Consider the following 15,714-nt stretch of genomic DNA (forward strand, 5'->3'; position numbering starts at 1 on the left):
GCCGGGCGTGACATTTTGCGGCAAGTACGCCGAACGTCAGTGCTATGGTGCGCTGCCGCTCAGCTCGATCGCTTTCTGTCATCTCTCAAACTCGAACTTGTGGATCGCATCAATAAGTGCCCGCAATCCCGCAGAGACATGACGGTGCCCGGGATAATAGAGGCAGACGCCAGGAAAAGCCGGGCACCAATCGTCGAGGACGCGCTCGAGGCTGCCCTCGCGAAGGGGAGCGGAAACCAGAAAGTCGGGCACGAATGCGATTCCGACACCGTCGATAGCCGCCTCCACCATCAATATCTGATCAGTCAGGGTGAGTAGACCGTTGACGTTGATCGTTTCGACGACGCCGTGGCGCTCGAACTCCCAGCGGTAGATCGCGCCGCTCTCGAATCGAAAGCGAATGCAATTGTGCCGATACAAATCCTGGGGAGCTTGCGGCCAACCGCGCGCAGCAAAGTACGTTGGGGAGGCGACCGCGGCGAAACGAGCGGTTTCGGTTAAGCGCACCGCGATCATGTCCTGCGGCACCGCCTCTGCTAGTCGAATGCCAGCGTCGAAGCCCTCGGCAACGATATCGCCGAGCCGGCCGTCGGTCACGATGTCAAGATGCACCTGCGGGTGATCGCGCAGAAATTGTGCGAGTATTGGCCGCAAGATCATGCGGATCGCCACATCGCTGGCATTGATCCGTACTGTGCCGCGCGGCGCGCCCTGAAAGCCCTCAACTTCCTGCATCGCCTCCGCAACAGACGCAATTGCAGGACGTAGTTTCGTGGCAAGGCGCTGGCCAGCATCCGTCAACGAGACGCTGCGGGTCGTCCGATTGAACAGGCGTACGCCAATGCGTTCTTCAAGCTTCTTGATTGAATGGCTGATCGCCGAAGGTGTCACGTCTAGCTCAACGGCGGCGGCACGAAAGCTGCGGTGAGTTGCTGCCGAAAGGAACACCGTTAGCGCGAATAGGTCGCCACCCTTCAATTGGTGAAAGTCATTCATCTTGGCATCAAGTTTCACGAGATTGTGTCAATGATGAGCAATCCCTAGCTTTGTGCAAGCTGAAAGGAGAAGCCTCATGGCCAAACACGGTAACTACACCCTCGAGAAAGTGACCTTTCCCTCGCACGGCGAGGACGTTGTTGGCGTCCTGTATCATCCGAGGGGCGAGGGCCCGTTCCCGACCGTTGTTGTGCTTGGGCCCTATTCCTTCCAGAAAGAACAAGCACCGACCCAGTATGCCACGCGGCTTGCCGACGAAGGGTTCTTGGCGCTCGCCTTCGATCCGCGCACGGTTGGCGAGAGCGGAGGTATGCCGCGCCGACTTGAAAATCCAAAGATGAAGAATGAGGACGTCGTATCCGCGCTCGACTACATGCTTGCGCGCGAGGATGTCGACCCGAAGCGCACCTTCTTGCTCGGCGTGTGCCAGGGTGGCCCGGAGATGCTTGACGTCGCTTCATACGACGACCGCGTGAAGGCAGTCGTGTCGGTGACCGGCTACTATCGGGATCGTGAGACAGACCTCTTTATGATCGCGGCCGGCGTCACCGAAAATCCATTCGACGCCACGACGGCGCCCTCCACAAAGCAACTGGAAGCGCTGCTGGCAGCGCGGCTTGAACGCGCGCGTGATGCCAAGGCGCGATATGATGCGAATGGCGAGATCGTTTACAAGCCGCTCGTTTCACCCGATCTCGGCAACCCGAAAGCTGGTTCGGACGCCGGCCTCCCTGGGCCACTCGTGTGGAGCTGGTATGGCCCTTGGACGCTCAGAGGTTGGGAGAACCGCTACGCCATCATGAGCGATCTGGATCATTTCGAATACACGACTGCTCCCGGGGTTGCGAAGCTTAGGAAACCCGCGCTGATCATTCATTCCGACAGCTGCATGAACCCAGCCGCGGCGAAGCGACATTATGATTCGATTCCGACTCCTGACAAAAAGCTGATCTGGGAAAATGGCACCAGCCACTTTCAATACTATGATCAGCCCGACGTGGTGGACCGCACCGTCGGTCATGCTTCTGACTGGTTTCGCCAACATATGGCATGATGTGACGTCTTGCCGGTCCTGGGTTGTATGAAGGACGGCGGCTATCGTCGCCGCCAACACCAATCATCCTTCGACGCAGCTCATGTGGTCGTTGGTGATGCGTTATGAGCGCCGACGCCTGATAGAATTTCTTGCACGTGCCGCGCCCTGACAACAGCGAATGCTGTCAGGGCGCAAGGACGAACAGCTCGATGTCCCAGAATCCGGCACTTTGGTCAGCCATATCGATAGGAACTCGCGGCTCGATTCGTGGCCAAACTCAAAGCGGTGCGGCAAGGGCGCTGCGCCCCGACATCATGATCGATCTTTATGATCGATCTTTCCGAACTCAACGCATAACTCGGAACAGACCTAGCCAACAAGCAGGCCCAAAGTGGGCACGACATATGCACCCGGCAGTCGCGTGCGCCCCACACACTTGGTCAAATGTCCCGGCAGTCTCGTCGCGAGAGCTTTAGCCGCTCGGTTGCGCCATTTGATCGATTACGTCATTTGAGATCGGGTGCAATGCGGCTGCTCGATACTCTGCCTTCAGCCGCCGGCACAATTCCGCCGTCGTTGGAATATCATCGATGTTGCCGACGCCATGGCCCGCGGTCCAGATGTCTTTCCAGCGCTTGTGGGTTTCGGCTGCGGCAATGACTTTTCCCGGCCGAGTTGTGCGCAGCACGTCAAGGTCGATTCCGGCTGCTGACAGACTCTTCGTCAACCAGTTGGCGGGGGCTCCGTCAACGGATGCGCTGAAGAAAATATCGGTCGCAATCGAATCGACGATCATCTGCTTCTGACCAAAGGGAGCCGATGACTCAGCCGTGGCGATGAATCGAGTCCCTACATACGCGAAATCCGCGCCCATGACTTGCGCTGCGAGGACATCGCGGCCGGTAGTCATTCCGCCAGCGAGCGCGATCGGACCATCGTGAATCCGACGAATCTCGTTCATAAGTGCAAACGGGTTGATCGTCCCAGTGTGCCCGCCTGCGCCCGCTGTCACGGCAACTACACCATCGACTCCAGCTTCGAGTGCTTTCTCAGCATGGCGCCGGTTAGCCACGTCGTGGAGAACGACGCCTCCGTAGTCGTGAATGCGTGCAACCGCGTCCGGCGGCGCGCCCTTCGACGTCAACACGACCGGAACTCGGTACTTGATGCACTTTTCCAGATCCCCTTCCATTCGGGGATTTGAAGGATGAACGACCAGATTGACTGCGAAGGGGGCAATCATCTTGCCATCCGACTCGCCGCGAAGACGCTCCAGCCCCTCGGTTGTCTCAATCAGCCATTCCTCGAAGACTTCGGGCGTCCGAGTACCGTGCGCCGGAAAACTGCCCAGGAGGCCCTCCGAGCAGGCGGCCAGCGTCATCGCCGGCGTCGAGACGAGGAACATGGGAGCCAGGATGAGAGGAATTTCAAGCTGTCCGGCTAACTCTTTGACGTTCATGCAACCTCCTGTCCGATCGTCATGTGACCGGTTCGGCCCGCGTGACGCCAAGTGCGGCAAGGTGCTGAATAGCGGTCTCGTCGAGCCCGAGTATATTCCGCAGCACTAACTCCGTGTGCTCACCAAGTGCCGGCGCATCGCAGTTCACCTTCAACTCCTGGCCGCCGAAACTGTAAGGTTGCCCTTTCACGATTTCACCATTCGGGCGTCGCACGAGGGTATGACCCGCGAGCTTGTGCTCTCGGCTCAACGCGGTTCCATTGTGTACGAGCCCGGCGGCCAATCCGCCTGCGGCGAGCGTATCGCAAGCCTCAACCGCCGAACGCTTCATACACCACTCTACCAATCGACCACGGATATTCTTGCTGTGTCCCACGATCGCAAGGCAACGTTCAACGTCTGCTTGGTCCTCAAGAGTGAGCGCGATCCATTTCTGGTCCATGGTCCGAAAACAGTCTTGCAGCATGACGCCGTCTTCTGCGTTACCTCTCCGGGCCAACCTGGATCGCTTATGATCTACCGAACTCGCCAGAATTTCTTCGCCGATAAGAAAACTCGTCACCTCTCGCTGCGAGATGTCCAGATGGGCGCCCTTTCCGGTGCGCCGAGCTTCCCGCAGTGCGGCAATAATGATTCCCGCTGCAAAGAGAGAGACAACTTGATCCGGATAGTTGACGTGCGGTCCGCTTACCACTGGCTTGTCGTTATCATATCCCGTGAGGGCGGCAATTCCGCCCATGGCTTCAAGGGTCGAGCCAAATGAGGTGTGAAGCCGATAAGGGCCCGTCTCGCCCTGGCTCGATATGGACGCAAAGACGATTCGAGGATTGCGGGATGCAATCGTGGCATAACCGAGCCCCAACCGCTCCATTACCCCTCGGCGAAAATTCTCAACGACGATGTCGGCACCGGCCATCAAATCCTGCAAAAGGCGGCGACCCTCGGGCTTCTTCGCGTCAAGCGCCACTCCGACTTTGTTGCGGTTGGTGAAGCGAAATTGCGGTGATCGGTTCCACCATCCGTGGGCATCTCGCTGATTGCTGCCCATTGAGCGGAAGAGATCCATGAAACTTGCCGACTCGACCTTGATGACCTCTGCGCCAAGATCCGCCAGCATGGCCGAGGTGTTGGCGCCAGCGGTCAATTGTCCGAAATCGACGACTCTGACGTTTGCGAGCGGCTTCATGGGGCAAATGAGGTTGGGGACGAGGGTTCGCGAGGAGCAGGCGGCGCGAAACCGCGACCGTTCCACAGCACAGGCAATCGCGGTAAGCGAAGTCCTTCAAGCGAAGGATCGTTCAACGGAACGATGAAATCTCGCGCGGCATTTTGCTGATCATCCAGGAGATCAGAAGGCCCGCAAACAGGCCCGAGCGGCACACCGCGCGCCTGCGCTTCGGCATAGACTTCGGCTCGCGTCCGTACTGCAAACCATGGTGATAGGTATTCATACAGCTCCCGAATGTGGGCCACGCGCCCGGCTCGGGTAGCGAACCTTTCATCGTGCAGGCACCGGCTACCCACCAGGTCACGCAAGTTATTGAACTCAGTGACGGTGAAGACTACCGCGATCCAGCCATCGAGGCAGCGGACAACCTGGAATTCCGAACCGTCGCCTTCACGTGTCGGCGCACCACCCGTGTCGTCGACGCCCGCGATGGCTTTCCAGTTCACCCACATGACGCTCTCAATCAGGGAAATCCGAGCGGGCGGCGCCGCATGGCCCGCATCGCGCTGGGTGAGCAGCGCCATGAACGCGGTGAAGGCGGACAAGCCCGCCGAATAGGAGGCCTGATGGCCGCCGAGCCGCAACGGTTCGCGCTGTGGGCTTCCTACCATATCCAGCAGACCACCAAGTGCGAGAGCGGTGAACCCCGACAAGCGTCGCCCAGTCGGCATCGTCGTCGGCCATCCTGCGACCTCGACAACAGCGACCGAACTTTCGTCGAGAGATGCTCGGATAGGGTCGCCTTCCTCCAAGAAAACACCGTCGACGCGGCCGCTCAAAAGTGCCTCCAACGATCTCCTCATCGCGGTGGATTCGTTCGGCAGTATCAACGATGTCTTGCCCGCATTCAAAAATCTGAACAAGGCGCTGGGCTCGTCCCCGGAAGCATCCGGCAGCAATGGGGGCTTATGTCGAACAGGATCGCCCCCGAAGGGCTCGAGTTTGATCACCCGAGCACCGAGATCAGATACTATTTTGGTAGCAAGGGAGGTCGCCAAACGAACACAGGTTGGTGCCCGCGCATTGCCGATTTCCAGCACGACTGTCCCCTCCAGTGGAGGTGGCTCGGCAGGAACAGGGGCCGTCGAATTTGTCTCGTTCATGAAACCGAGTTAGCTTCTTTGGTTCGATTGCGGTTGTGCCTCACGTGCAAGCTCCCGAACCTAGTCTGTCGTCATGTGATCGAGCGGGATGCCTTCGTGTGTCCAGTTGCGGTGAGACTTGGTCCAGTGTCCAGTGAGTCTCCGCGGCTCGATGCGACAAATTACGGATGCAATTTCAACTCGAACGAGGCCCGGTACGAGGTCTTCGTCGTATCATTACAACCATGATAGTTCTTGGCGCTGAAGTCGAAACGAGTTGATTAGACGACGCGCTGCCGCAAACCTCCGGATCTTCAACGCCGCTATCGCATCTATGAGAATAAAGCGGCCTCCGGAGGAACGATATGTTGTCCAATTTTTCGCGCTTCGCGGCTATTGCGTTGCTTTGCGTGTCCTGCGGTATCGCCGCACCGGGTCAAGCGCAAAAGAAGTATGATCCCGGCGCGAGCGATACCGAGATCAAGATCGGCAATACGGTCGCATATAGCGGCCCAGTCTCATCTTACGGAACTATCGGAAAAGTTGAGGCGGCTTATTTCAAGAAGATCAACGAAGAAGGCGGCATCAATGGCCGGAAGATCAATTTCATCTCCTATGACGACGCCAACAGTCCGCCGAAAACCGTCGAACAGACCCGCAAGCTGGTGGAAAGCGATGAAGTGCTGTTCGTCTTTAGCGCAATTGGAACGGGGCCAAATGGGGCGGTACAAAAATATCTGAACGCGAAGCGGATCCCACAGCTCTTCGTCGGAAGTGGCGCGGCCAAATGGGGCAAGCCGGAGAGTTTCCCTTGGACAATCGGCTTGCAGCCAACATACCAAAGTGAAGGCCGCGTATTTGCCAAGCACATCCTCGAGCACTACCCGAATGCAAAGATCGCCGTCCTTTCGCAGAATGAGGATTTTGGTAAGGACTACGTGAAGGGGCTGAGGGATGGCCTCGGTAGCAGGGCGGATTCCATGATTGTCGCAGAAAAGACTTACGAGGTGACCGATCCTACGGTCGATTCGCAAATCGTCGCCCTGAAGGCTTCCGGTGCAAACGTCATGATGTCGTTTGTCACTCCCAAGGCTGCTTCGCAAGCGATTCGAAAGATGGGTGAAATTGGCTGGTCTCCCGTCCACTTCCTTGCTGGCATTTCGAACTCGGTTGGTTCAGTCATCAAGCCTGCGGGATTCGAAACCGCTCAGGGAATCATTTCCAGCGCATACATGAAGGATCCAACGGACGCAGCATGGGCCGAAGATGCGCCCATCCGCGAGTGGATTGCGTTTATGGAGCGATATTATCCAGAGGGCGACAAGACGAACAGTCTTAATGTTTATGGCTACCTTGCCGCGCAGACGGTCGTCCAAGTCCTAAGGAATTGCGGAGAGGATATATCGCGCGTTAACATCATGAAGGAAGCGGCGAACCTCAAGGAGTTTGAGCTCGGCCTTCTGCTACCGGGCATTAAGATCAACACGAGCCGCACGGACTATTATCCAATTGAGCAACTGCAAACGATGCGCTTCGAGGGCCAAGGCTGGCATCGATTTGGACCAGTAATGGTCGGTGAGATCGGAAGCGGGCAGTCGCAATAGCTACCCGCGCATTCAAAACCGGTCCATTGAGAGACTACAATAGACCAGGTTGGGCACGACCGACGCTGTCTGTCTCACTCCAGGCGGCGAGCGAAATCGGTGACCGCAAGATTGAAGTGTTCGGGCGCTTCCAGATTGATCGAATGCCCTCCTTCGATATCGGCCACTTCCAGCGCTGGCAGCCATTTCGCCGCGATGTTGCGCAGTGGCTGGAATTTCTTCTCCCAGAGGCCGTTCACCAGCAAGGTCGGAACGGTGAGATTCCGGAAGAAATCCGCCGTGGACAATTCCGCCGCGGTGTAGCGGATCGCATTGGCTATCGCGATCGGAGAGATCAGCGCCGCATCATCGAGCATCTCCTGCCTTACGTTACTTGAAATCCGAAGAGCAAAACGTGGATGGAACGGCAATGCCTCAACCGCGGTATGCCCGCCGCGTTCGATGCCGTCGGCTCGGGCCAGGCGGATGGCAGCATCCTGTGCTTGGTCTGGCATCGACAGAGCTGACATCGAATTGGTGAAGACTTGGCCGACGACCCGATCTGGATGACGATGGGCGTACCGAATCGTCAAGCCCGCTCCAAAAGACTGACCGCAGATCATCCAGCGATCGATGCCGAGACCGCGCCGGATAGCCTCGAATGCGTCGATGTAGCTGGAAGCGCGATACGCTTCAGGGTCGATCGGGGCAGGTGAACGGCCGTGTCCCCACAGTTCGACCACTACCGGCCGGAAACTGCTCTTTAGACCCTCCAGGTTCAAACGCCATTGTGCTCGGCTTGATAGGAAGCCGTGCACCAAAAGCAGGTAGGGGCCCGTGCCCCCGGCATGGACGTCCACATGAGGTTTCATAAGCGTCAGGTTCGCGCATTGGCTCCGCGGTGGCCTAAACCGTCGTGAGGAGATTGATGCGGTGTTGTGCGTTCAGCGTCGCTATATTGTTCCGTAGTTTATCGGCGCGATCGGCGCCGACAACAGCCGACGCCAGGGTGGTGAACTTATCTGCCAATCGCTTGCCTTGACGCGTGAGGTCGGAATCCGGAAGCCCAACATCGCATGTGAGTTCGGCGGATCGACCGCTACGTGAGGTCATGATGACGCGTGCGTCCTGCCCGGGCGGCCGATCGCCATAAACGGTCACGCGTTCTCGAACCTCCGCCAGCGAAGGATCGACAGCATACCGATCCGAGTATGAGGTGACCGAAGCCGTATCTGTGCCGCACGCCGCAAGCGCTGCCGTGTGGCGCAAGCTGAATTTGGTTTCGAGTCCGTTTCGCGGGGCGGGAATATTACAGACGGAAAGATGGCCAATCGGAACGTGCACGTCGATACTGGCAATATCGGGCCCGCTCAACTTGAGCTCGCGCCGCAACGCGGCGACAGCCTCGATGGTGGAGTGGGTGAGGTAGCATGCGGCATGATACTTGAAACGAGTCGTGACGACCACGCTTCCCAAGGGGAGCGGACGAACGTCCTTCTCCGGGCGCCCGTCGCATTGTGTGGTGACGAATCCCTGTGCAACATCGAGAACTGCCGGATTTGCGGAGAAGCCTCGTGCCGCCAGACGGGCCGCGATAATGCCGTTCGATGCTGCCTTGCCGGCATGGAATGGCTTCGCCATCGTACCAAACATTGACTTCAGGCCAGCGGCTTGGGTTCCGGCAAGCCCGAGCGCCACCGCCATTTGCGTCTCATTGAGTTTCATCAACACGCCGGCAGCAGCTGCGGCTCCAAAAGCGCCTAAGGTCGCCGTGGAATGAAAGCCGCGATCATAGTGCGAGGGCATCACGAGCGAGCCTACGAAAGCCGCTACCTCGTAGCCGGCGACAAACGCGCGAAGAACGTCGTCGCCGCTACAGCTTTCCGCCTCACCAAGGGCAAGAGCGGCAGGAAGAATTGCAGCGGTGGGATGACCGACGAGTGGGTGAACATCGTCGTAATCAAGCGCATGCGATGTTGCTCCATTGATCAAGGCGGCGTCGGCTGGAGCGCATCGCATATCATGTCCGATTATCGACGACATACCGCGTGAGCCAGGAGCAATTTCACTACGTAGAATTCGAGCCACTGGCTCGTCCATTCCGGCCAGCGTGACGCCAAACCAATCCAGAACGCACTGCTTTGCGACTGTAAGCGTCGACGTATCAAGTGCGGCAGTTCGGTATTCGATAGCATGGCGAGCCAAACGAGCAGTTAGATCATGCATTGCGGTTCCTCGCCTTAAATGATCGGCATCATCATGGAACGAGTATCCGCATGCAAGAATGATCTGAGGGGATACTCGACCATCTCATATGTGATGAGTTCGCTTACCATGATGACCTCACCTGGCCGAGGAAGATGAACTTCTGATATCGATACTTCTGCATGCAGCGCCCGATGACCGTGCCTTGGAAGCGGGCTCGCGCTGATACCAGCCACCGTCGTCATCATTGCGGCGCCGTGCCCAGTCTCGGTCGGAGGGGCAGTTTTTGTGAGAGGCACCATGCGGGCGACAACGTCCGTTCGGAGCGGTCCAACACGCGGGAGCGTATCTTGTCGCGTTTGCGAACGCGACCGGATCGCATGCAATCGGCTCCAAAGTGATTCCGCACCGAGATTCGAACATCAGATTTGATCCACGAGGAGAGGCCGTGATGAACGATGATTTGCTGCATTTCATTGGCGGAGAGGAGATGCCTCCCAGCTCGGGCGCTTACCTGGACAACTATGCGCCGGGCAACGGCGCACTCATCGGGCGGCTCGCGGCGGGGAACGTCGCCGACGTCGAGCATGCTGTTGAAGCGGCTAAGACTGCCTTTTCCGCATGGCGCGATCATCGCCCAATCGTCCGCGGTCGTGTCCTTGTCGAAATCGCACGGAAGATTCGAGAACAGATCGAGCGGATTGCGGCGATAGAGGCCGAGGATAGTGGCAAGCCGCAATGGCAGGCGCTGACAGAGGTCGAGGGCGCCGCGCAGTATTTCGAGTTCTATGGCGGTCTGGTGAATTTGCCCCAAGGTGACGTGATCAATCTTGGTTCTTCATTTCACAGTTTCACGCGCCGAGAACCTTTTGGAGTGGTGGCAGCCATCCTTCCATGGAATGCACCAATAAACCAAGCAGCTCGAGCAATCGCGCCCGCGATCGCGATCGGGAATGTCGTTGTTGTCAAGCCTTCTGAAGAAACGCCACGCTCAGTCGTGGAGCTGGCTCGAATCGCGACCGAAGAATGCGGTCTAGCGCCCGGTGTACTGAATATCGTACTCGGGACGGGCAAGGGTGTGGGAGAGCCGCTGGTATCGCACCCTGCGGTGAGGAAGATCATGTTCACAGGCAGCGTTCGGGCTGGTCGGGAGATCGGCCGAATTGCAGCGGAGCGTATCATTCCTTTGACCCTCGAACTCGGCGGCAAGTCGCCCAACATCATCTTCGAAGATGCCGATCTTGATACCGCGGCCGCGGTCGCGGCGCGTGCTTTCACGATTAATGCTGGCCAAGTTTGCGTCGCCGGGTCCCGACTTCTCGTGCAGGACAGCATCTACGATGTGGTTCTCGAGCGTCTCGTGCACCGTGTCGAAGCGCTGAAGGTCGGCTTGGCCTCGGATTCGGCCTTCGGAGCACTTACGACCAGGGCGCAGTTCGAGCGCGTGGAGGCCATCCATGGCATTGCCGAAGCTGAGGGCGCAAGACGGGTCACCGGAGGTCCCGGTAACCCGAATGAAGGATCTGGTCTGTTCGTCCGCCCTACCATCTATGCGGACGTAAAAGAGAGCATGCGCATCGCACGCGAGGAAATTTTCGGCCCGGTGTTGGCAGTCATCCGGTTCGGCGACGAGGAGGACGCATTGCGCATCGCCAATGACTCCGACTATGGTCTCGGCGCGGCTGTCTGGACGCGGGACATCAGTCGGGCGCTGCGCATGGCTGCTCGGCTTGAGGCCGGCCAAGTGTACATCAACGACTATATGGCTGGTGGCGTCGAGACGCCCTTCGGGGGCTACAAGAACAGCGGATATGGTCGGGAGAAAGGAATCGAAGCGCTTCTCCAATATACCCAACTCAAATGCGTGACAATCAAGCTGTAGCGGTACCGCATTCGACGATACCGGTGTAGGATCTCAAGGTACAAAATCGGACATATCGCACCATTCCGAGGTCAACGGTCGGGACTGTGTCGCCCGACCGTTGAAGCTGCTTCGATCTCGACGCACCTACACGCGGTAGAGCTCTGCTTTTGAGAGCGTTCCACGAACGAGACGCAGGGTTGCAGCATCGATCATGTTGCCCTCGAACATGGCGGCGCCAAGTCCCTCGTCCTGGGCTGCGAGGAATGCGGTTTCCATGCGGCGCGCGCGATCAACCTCTTCGATGGTGGGCGCGAAGATTTCGAGGGCGGGAGCGATCTGCGAGGGATGGATCGCCCATTTCCCAACCATTCCGAGAGACTTCGCCATGCGAGCTTGAGCGCGATAACCCATCTCGTTTTTGACATCCGCATATGGGCCGTCGATCGCATCGATCCCCGCCGCGCGGGCGGCCATCGTGACCCGAAAGCGAGCGTAGTGGAGGATATCCCCCGGGTAGACAGCTTGATCCCCAATCGCTAGCCAGTCGAGGCCTTGGGAACAACTATAGTCACCCATTCCGAAGATAAGCGCCTCCATGCGATTGGAGCACGTGGCGATGGCTTCCACATTCTGTAGAGCCCCGACTTCTTCGATCAAGACCTCGATGCCGATCCTGTAGTCGAGACCGAGCTTGGCTTCGAGTTGCCCGAGGAGACGATCGAGGAAGATCACGTCGGCAGCTGTATAGGGCTTGGTCAGCATGATTGTGTCGACGGATTTTCCTGCCTTCTCGACAATCGTGATAACGTCGTCGTGGCACCATTGCGTCGTTACATCATTAATCCTGACGCAGCGGGTCTTCGTGCCCCAATTGAGGTTATTGAGAGCCCAAGCGATTTTGTCACGAGCTTCCACCTTGGCGCTCGGGGCAACCGCATCCTCCAGGTCACAGAAGACGTGATCAGCATTTGATGCGGCAGCCTTGGCCAGCATCTTTTCACTGCTACCAGGCACCGAAAGCTGCGAGCGCCGAGGACGCGCGGGGCGAATAGTCATAGAATGGACTCCTTGGGGTTGCATTAATTCTTTGCGGCGCTGGCTTGGATTGCCGCATTGATCTCGTCGTCGTTCAGGCCAGCGTCGCGCAGACACGAGACTGTGTCCTCTCCAAGCAGCGGACTTCTGCTGCGAACGCCGCCAGGCGTGTCGCTCATCTTGATGGGGACGCCGGCGATGCGAATGGGCCGGGCGCCGGGCTGCTCGACATCCACGATCATGTTGCGAGCGATGTAGTGCCGATCCTTGACGATCTCGGCGATATCCATGACTGGTCCGAATGGAATCTCGCCGCCCAACCTGTCTTGGAGTTCGCGTTTAAGAAGACGTCGCGTACGCGAACTGATGGCTTCGATGAGCGTGGTTCGATTCTCCACACGCGAGGCTTCGCTGGCAAAGCGTGCGTCATCAAGGAGATCAGTGGCGTCAAGCCGCTTGCACAGTATTTCGAAGAAATTATCGCGCATGGCCGCGATGGTCACAAAGCCGTCCTTTGCCGGATACACGCCGAAAGGGCAGAAGTAGGGGTGATGATTGCCTTCTGGCACGGGCACAACGTTGAGAACAGAATGTTGCCAGACCAAACGCTCGCTCAGTGCGAGGATTGCGTCGACCATCGCTATGTCAACATATTGCCCATGTCCCGCTACACGCGCCCGGTGGATGGCAGCGAGCACGCCAAAGGCGAGGAACATGCCTGGAACGATGTCTCCGATTCCTGGCCCCACCTTCGTTGGTGTAGCGGTGTCGGGTCCAGTAACCGCCATGATGCCGCCCATGGCCTGCGCGGTGACGTCGAATGCCGGCCAATTGGTGTAGGGTGAAGCTCCGGACCGGACGTCGCCGAAGCCGCGGATGGCGCCGTATACTAGCCGAGGATTGACGTCCCGCAGGACCTCGTACGAGAGGCCAAGGCGTTCCATAACCCCCGACCGGAAGTTCTCGACCAAGGCATCGGCATTCCGAACGAGCGCGATCAAGGCAGCCTTTCCCTCGGCCGTCTTGAGGTCGAGAACAACGCTTTGCTTGTTGCGGCCGATGCTTTGGAAATAGCCGCCGAGCGCTTTCACTTCATCATCGGGACGAAATGGGCCCGCGCTGCGGCTCATATCTCCTTCCGGAGGTTCGACTTTGATGACCTTAGCCCCCTGGTCCGCGAGCATCATAGTTGCATAGGGGCCGGAGAGAAGTTGAGTAAGGTCGATGATTCTAAGATCGCGAAGCGCGCCAAAGCTCCTCGGGTTCGTGTCCGTCATATCTGCGCACCTCTGCCTATTTACCTTCGAAACGGCCAGCGATCTCCTCGCGGGCGTGGGCGCAGCCGTCCTCTGAAGGATGCGTCGGTGGAGTAAGGCGGGCAAGTGCGCAGCGCGCCTCGGGAAGATTCATTGCAGATGTAGTGAAATGGCGAGAATGTGATGAAGTTAAACTCGTGGACCAGCGGCTAGTGCGATCCGCCTCCTAGAGTGTATTGCGTGATTACGCCGTCGACGTTCACGCTTGTGGCTGTTGGATACCCATTCGCCGAGCGAGAAGCGCGTCCGGGTGCCGCAGTTCGCACAGAAGTGCCAATGCGCAAGCCGGGGATGGTCTGAGTACGTTCAGAGGTCAAGATGCCCGACATTCCTGACCGGGTCGCAATCTTTTCGAGGCAGCCAAGGCCCATACGCGTTTGCCGCGAGGCGTGTGTCGCAATGTCTCGAGGCGCGGAAGATCCATGATAGCTCTAGGATATGCGGGAGGGCATCGTGGATCGCCCGCTGACAATTCATTCAATTGAGTGACTATCGAGACAGAGTCGTTGAGGTCTATGACCATGTCGCGGCTCGAGCTTCGCGCTCTTAGAGAGCCGGTGGTCAGCTCTTCGCTGGATCGGCTGTCTCTCGCTATCGATCTCCTCGCAATCGTTGCAACTATCATACGGGAGGAATGGCGGGACACGGTCGGGAAGTGACTAGTGGCCGCAGGATGGAGCCACTCGCTCAAGCGCGCATCTTGCCGACGTTAATAGGCCAATTGTCATGCGGGCACACTTCGCATGCGACAGTTCTAGACGCGCGAGGCGTGATGCCATCTCATATGTAATCAGGAGGTGCGGCTCGGTAGTTTCCTGTTGTCGCTACGGCGCAGGACGATCAAGTTAGGGGACCAAATTCTTGGAGAGAGATGCAGTGAGCGACATTCGAGAGCGCGCGACGCTGTGGGCGAAGGGTCGGTTGTTTGAGGACTTCGTGGTCGGCGCCCAGTTCAAGCACCATTGGGGTCGAACGATATCGGAAAGCGACACATTGCTTTTCTCGACGCTTACGCTGTCGTTCAACCCTCTATATTTCAACCGTGACTATGCTCAAGAGCATGGACACCCCGACATCGTGGTCAATCCCCATCTTCTGTTCAACGTCGTCCTGGGGTTGAGCGTCGAGGACCTAAGTGAGATCGGTGGACCGTTCCTCGGGGTGTATGATCTCGTCTATCATCGGCAAGTCTATCCCGGCATCACCGTGCGGGCCGAGAGCGAGACCACGGAAGTCAGACTTTCCGAGAGCAACCCTGCCAATGGCATCGTAACGTGGTCAACCCGCGGCTTAGATGCCGGTGGCGAAACGGTGGTCAGCTTTCGACGGTCCAACCTCATTCGTCGTCGCCATCCGCAGGGAGAAGTCGAATGACTGGCGTTGCCGCACTGACAGCCACCAACAACTATTTCGAGGACTTTGAGGTCGGAACGGCTATTCGCCACGCGCGGGGAAAAACAGTCACGCCCCTCGAGAATGTGTTGATCACCAACATGGTTATGAATACCGCAGCCGGTCATTTCAACGAACATCAGATGCAGAACTCGCCCTTCGGCGGGATCCTGAGCTATGGGGGCGTAAATTTTTCGCTGATCCTGGGTCTGAGCGCACAGGACTGCTGCGAGAATGCACTCGCTGAGCTTGGCCTGGACAAGATCCGGCTGTCGAAACCTGTGAGGCATGGCGATACGCTCTATGCCTACAGTGAAGTGGTCGAAACAAGCGAAAGCGATCGCGCAGACGCCGGGATAGTTCGCTTTCGGCATTACGGCTTCAATCAGCGCGACGAGCAGGTTCTGCAGCTGGAACGGGTCGTGCTGATGAAGCGGCGAAGCCATTGGCTCAATGAGCGACCTCGATAAGCAAGCAAAAGTCCATCGGTGTCCAAAATAACAGACGGGAGGGTGATG

At 58.0% G+C, this 15,714-nt stretch carries 11 protein-coding genes and 1 pseudogene; 4 read left to right on the forward strand and 8 right to left on the reverse strand.

Annotated features, from left to right (window positions below):
* Positions 1–78 precede the first annotated feature (78 nt).
* Entirely contained in the window at positions 79–996 is a 918-nt protein-coding gene (locus AAFG07_RS05310) for a LysR substrate-binding domain-containing protein (protein WP_342729057.1), read from the reverse strand.
* A 76-nt stretch (positions 997–1,072) separates the two neighbouring features.
* Here AAFG07_RS05310 and AAFG07_RS05315 point away from each other — a divergent pair, with 76 nt between their 5' ends.
* On the forward strand, positions 1,073–2,050 hold the full coding sequence (locus tag AAFG07_RS05315) for an alpha/beta fold hydrolase (RefSeq protein WP_342726324.1): 978 nt from the start codon (positions 1,073–1,075) through the stop codon (positions 2,048–2,050).
* 454 nt (positions 2,051–2,504) lie between these two features.
* On the opposite strand, the gene AAFG07_RS05320 is transcribed toward AAFG07_RS05315, so the two are convergent.
* Genes AAFG07_RS05320 through AAFG07_RS05330 form a run of 3 tightly spaced genes read right to left on the reverse strand, consistent with a single transcriptional unit; the run spans position 2,505 to position 5,759 of the window.
* Entirely contained in the window at positions 2,505–3,491 is a 987-nt protein-coding gene (locus AAFG07_RS05320) for a nitronate monooxygenase (protein ID WP_342726325.1), read from the reverse strand.
* Between the two features lie 19 nt (positions 3,492–3,510).
* On the reverse strand, positions 3,511–4,677 hold the full coding sequence (locus tag AAFG07_RS05325) for a CoA transferase (RefSeq protein ID WP_342726326.1): 1,167 nt from the start codon (positions 4,675–4,677) through the stop codon (positions 3,511–3,513).
* Entirely contained in the window at positions 4,674–5,759 is a 1,086-nt protein-coding gene (locus AAFG07_RS05330; protein ID WP_342726327.1) for a CoA transferase, read from the reverse strand. Before AAFG07_RS05330 ends, AAFG07_RS05325 begins: the two co-directional genes overlap by 4 nt.
* Before the next feature lie 407 nt (positions 5,760–6,166).
* Between AAFG07_RS05330 and AAFG07_RS05335 the strand changes: the two genes are divergently transcribed.
* Positions 6,167–7,405, forward strand: coding sequence for an ABC transporter substrate-binding protein (locus tag AAFG07_RS05335; protein WP_342726328.1), 1,239 nt, complete (start codon positions 6,167–6,169; stop codon positions 7,403–7,405).
* A 74-nt stretch (positions 7,406–7,479) separates the two neighbouring features.
* Here the strand turns inward: AAFG07_RS05335 and AAFG07_RS05340 are convergent, their stop codons facing one another.
* Both AAFG07_RS05340 and AAFG07_RS05345 read right to left on the reverse strand, forming a co-directional pair.
* Entirely contained in the window at positions 7,480–8,244 is a 765-nt protein-coding gene (locus AAFG07_RS05340) for an alpha/beta fold hydrolase (RefSeq protein WP_342726329.1), read from the reverse strand.
* A 46-nt stretch (positions 8,245–8,290) separates the two neighbouring features.
* On the reverse strand, positions 8,291–9,610 hold the full coding sequence (locus tag AAFG07_RS05345) for an MmgE/PrpD family protein (protein ID WP_342726330.1): 1,320 nt from the start codon (positions 9,608–9,610) through the stop codon (positions 8,291–8,293).
* 430 nt (positions 9,611–10,040) lie between these two features.
* Between AAFG07_RS05345 and AAFG07_RS05350 the strand changes: the two genes are divergently transcribed.
* The gene (locus AAFG07_RS05350; RefSeq protein WP_342726331.1) at positions 10,041–11,471 is read left to right on the forward strand and encodes an aldehyde dehydrogenase family protein; all 1,431 of its coding nucleotides are present in this window, start codon (positions 10,041–10,043) and stop codon (positions 11,469–11,471) included.
* A 126-nt stretch (positions 11,472–11,597) separates the two neighbouring features.
* Here AAFG07_RS05350 and AAFG07_RS05355 read toward each other — a convergent pair whose 3' ends face one another.
* Together AAFG07_RS05355 and AAFG07_RS05360 are read right to left on the reverse strand one after the other, a co-directional pair.
* Entirely contained in the window at positions 11,598–12,509 is a 912-nt protein-coding gene (locus AAFG07_RS05355; RefSeq protein WP_342726332.1) for a CoA ester lyase, read from the reverse strand.
* 23 nt (positions 12,510–12,532) lie between these two features.
* The gene (locus tag AAFG07_RS05360) at positions 12,533–13,765 is read right to left on the reverse strand and encodes a CoA transferase (RefSeq protein WP_342726333.1); all 1,233 of its coding nucleotides are present in this window, start codon (positions 13,763–13,765) and stop codon (positions 12,533–12,535) included.
* Positions 13,766–14,680: 915 nt separating this feature from the next.
* Between AAFG07_RS05360 and AAFG07_RS05365 the strand changes: the two are divergent.
* Positions 14,681–15,666, forward strand: a pseudogene (locus tag AAFG07_RS05365) (MaoC family dehydratase).
* Positions 15,667–15,714: the final 48 nt, after the last annotated feature.

The organism is Bradyrhizobium sp. B097 (genome assembly GCF_038957035.1).
GTDB lineage: Bacteria > Pseudomonadota > Alphaproteobacteria > Rhizobiales > Xanthobacteraceae > Bradyrhizobium.

Bases quoted from the DNA above. Each gene is read 5' to 3' on its own strand.
- AAFG07_RS05310 (WP_342729057.1), bottom strand. From the start codon at position 996: ATGAATGACTTTCACCAATTGAAGGGTGGCGACCTATTCGCGCTAACG.
- AAFG07_RS05315 (WP_342726324.1), top strand. From the start codon at position 1,073: ATGGCCAAACACGGTAACTACACCCTCGAGAAAGTGACCTTTCCCTCG.
- AAFG07_RS05320 (WP_342726325.1), bottom strand. From the start codon at position 3,491: ATGAACGTCAAAGAGTTAGCCGGACAGCTTGAAATTCCTCTCATCCTG.
- AAFG07_RS05325 (WP_342726326.1), bottom strand. From the start codon at position 4,677: ATGAAGCCGCTCGCAAACGTCAGAGTCGTCGATTTCGGACAATTGACC.
- AAFG07_RS05335 (WP_342726328.1), top strand. From the start codon at position 6,167: ATGTTGTCCAATTTTTCGCGCTTCGCGGCTATTGCGTTGCTTTGCGTG.
- AAFG07_RS05345 (WP_342726330.1), bottom strand. From the start codon at position 9,610: ATGCATGATCTAACTGCTCGTTTGGCTCGCCATGCTATCGAATACCGA.
- AAFG07_RS05350 (WP_342726331.1), top strand. From the start codon at position 10,041: ATGAACGATGATTTGCTGCATTTCATTGGCGGAGAGGAGATGCCTCCC.
- AAFG07_RS05355 (WP_342726332.1), bottom strand. From the start codon at position 12,509: ATGACTATTCGCCCCGCGCGTCCTCGGCGCTCGCAGCTTTCGGTGCCT.
- AAFG07_RS05360 (WP_342726333.1), bottom strand. From the start codon at position 13,765: ATGACGGACACGAACCCGAGGAGCTTTGGCGCGCTTCGCGATCTTAGA.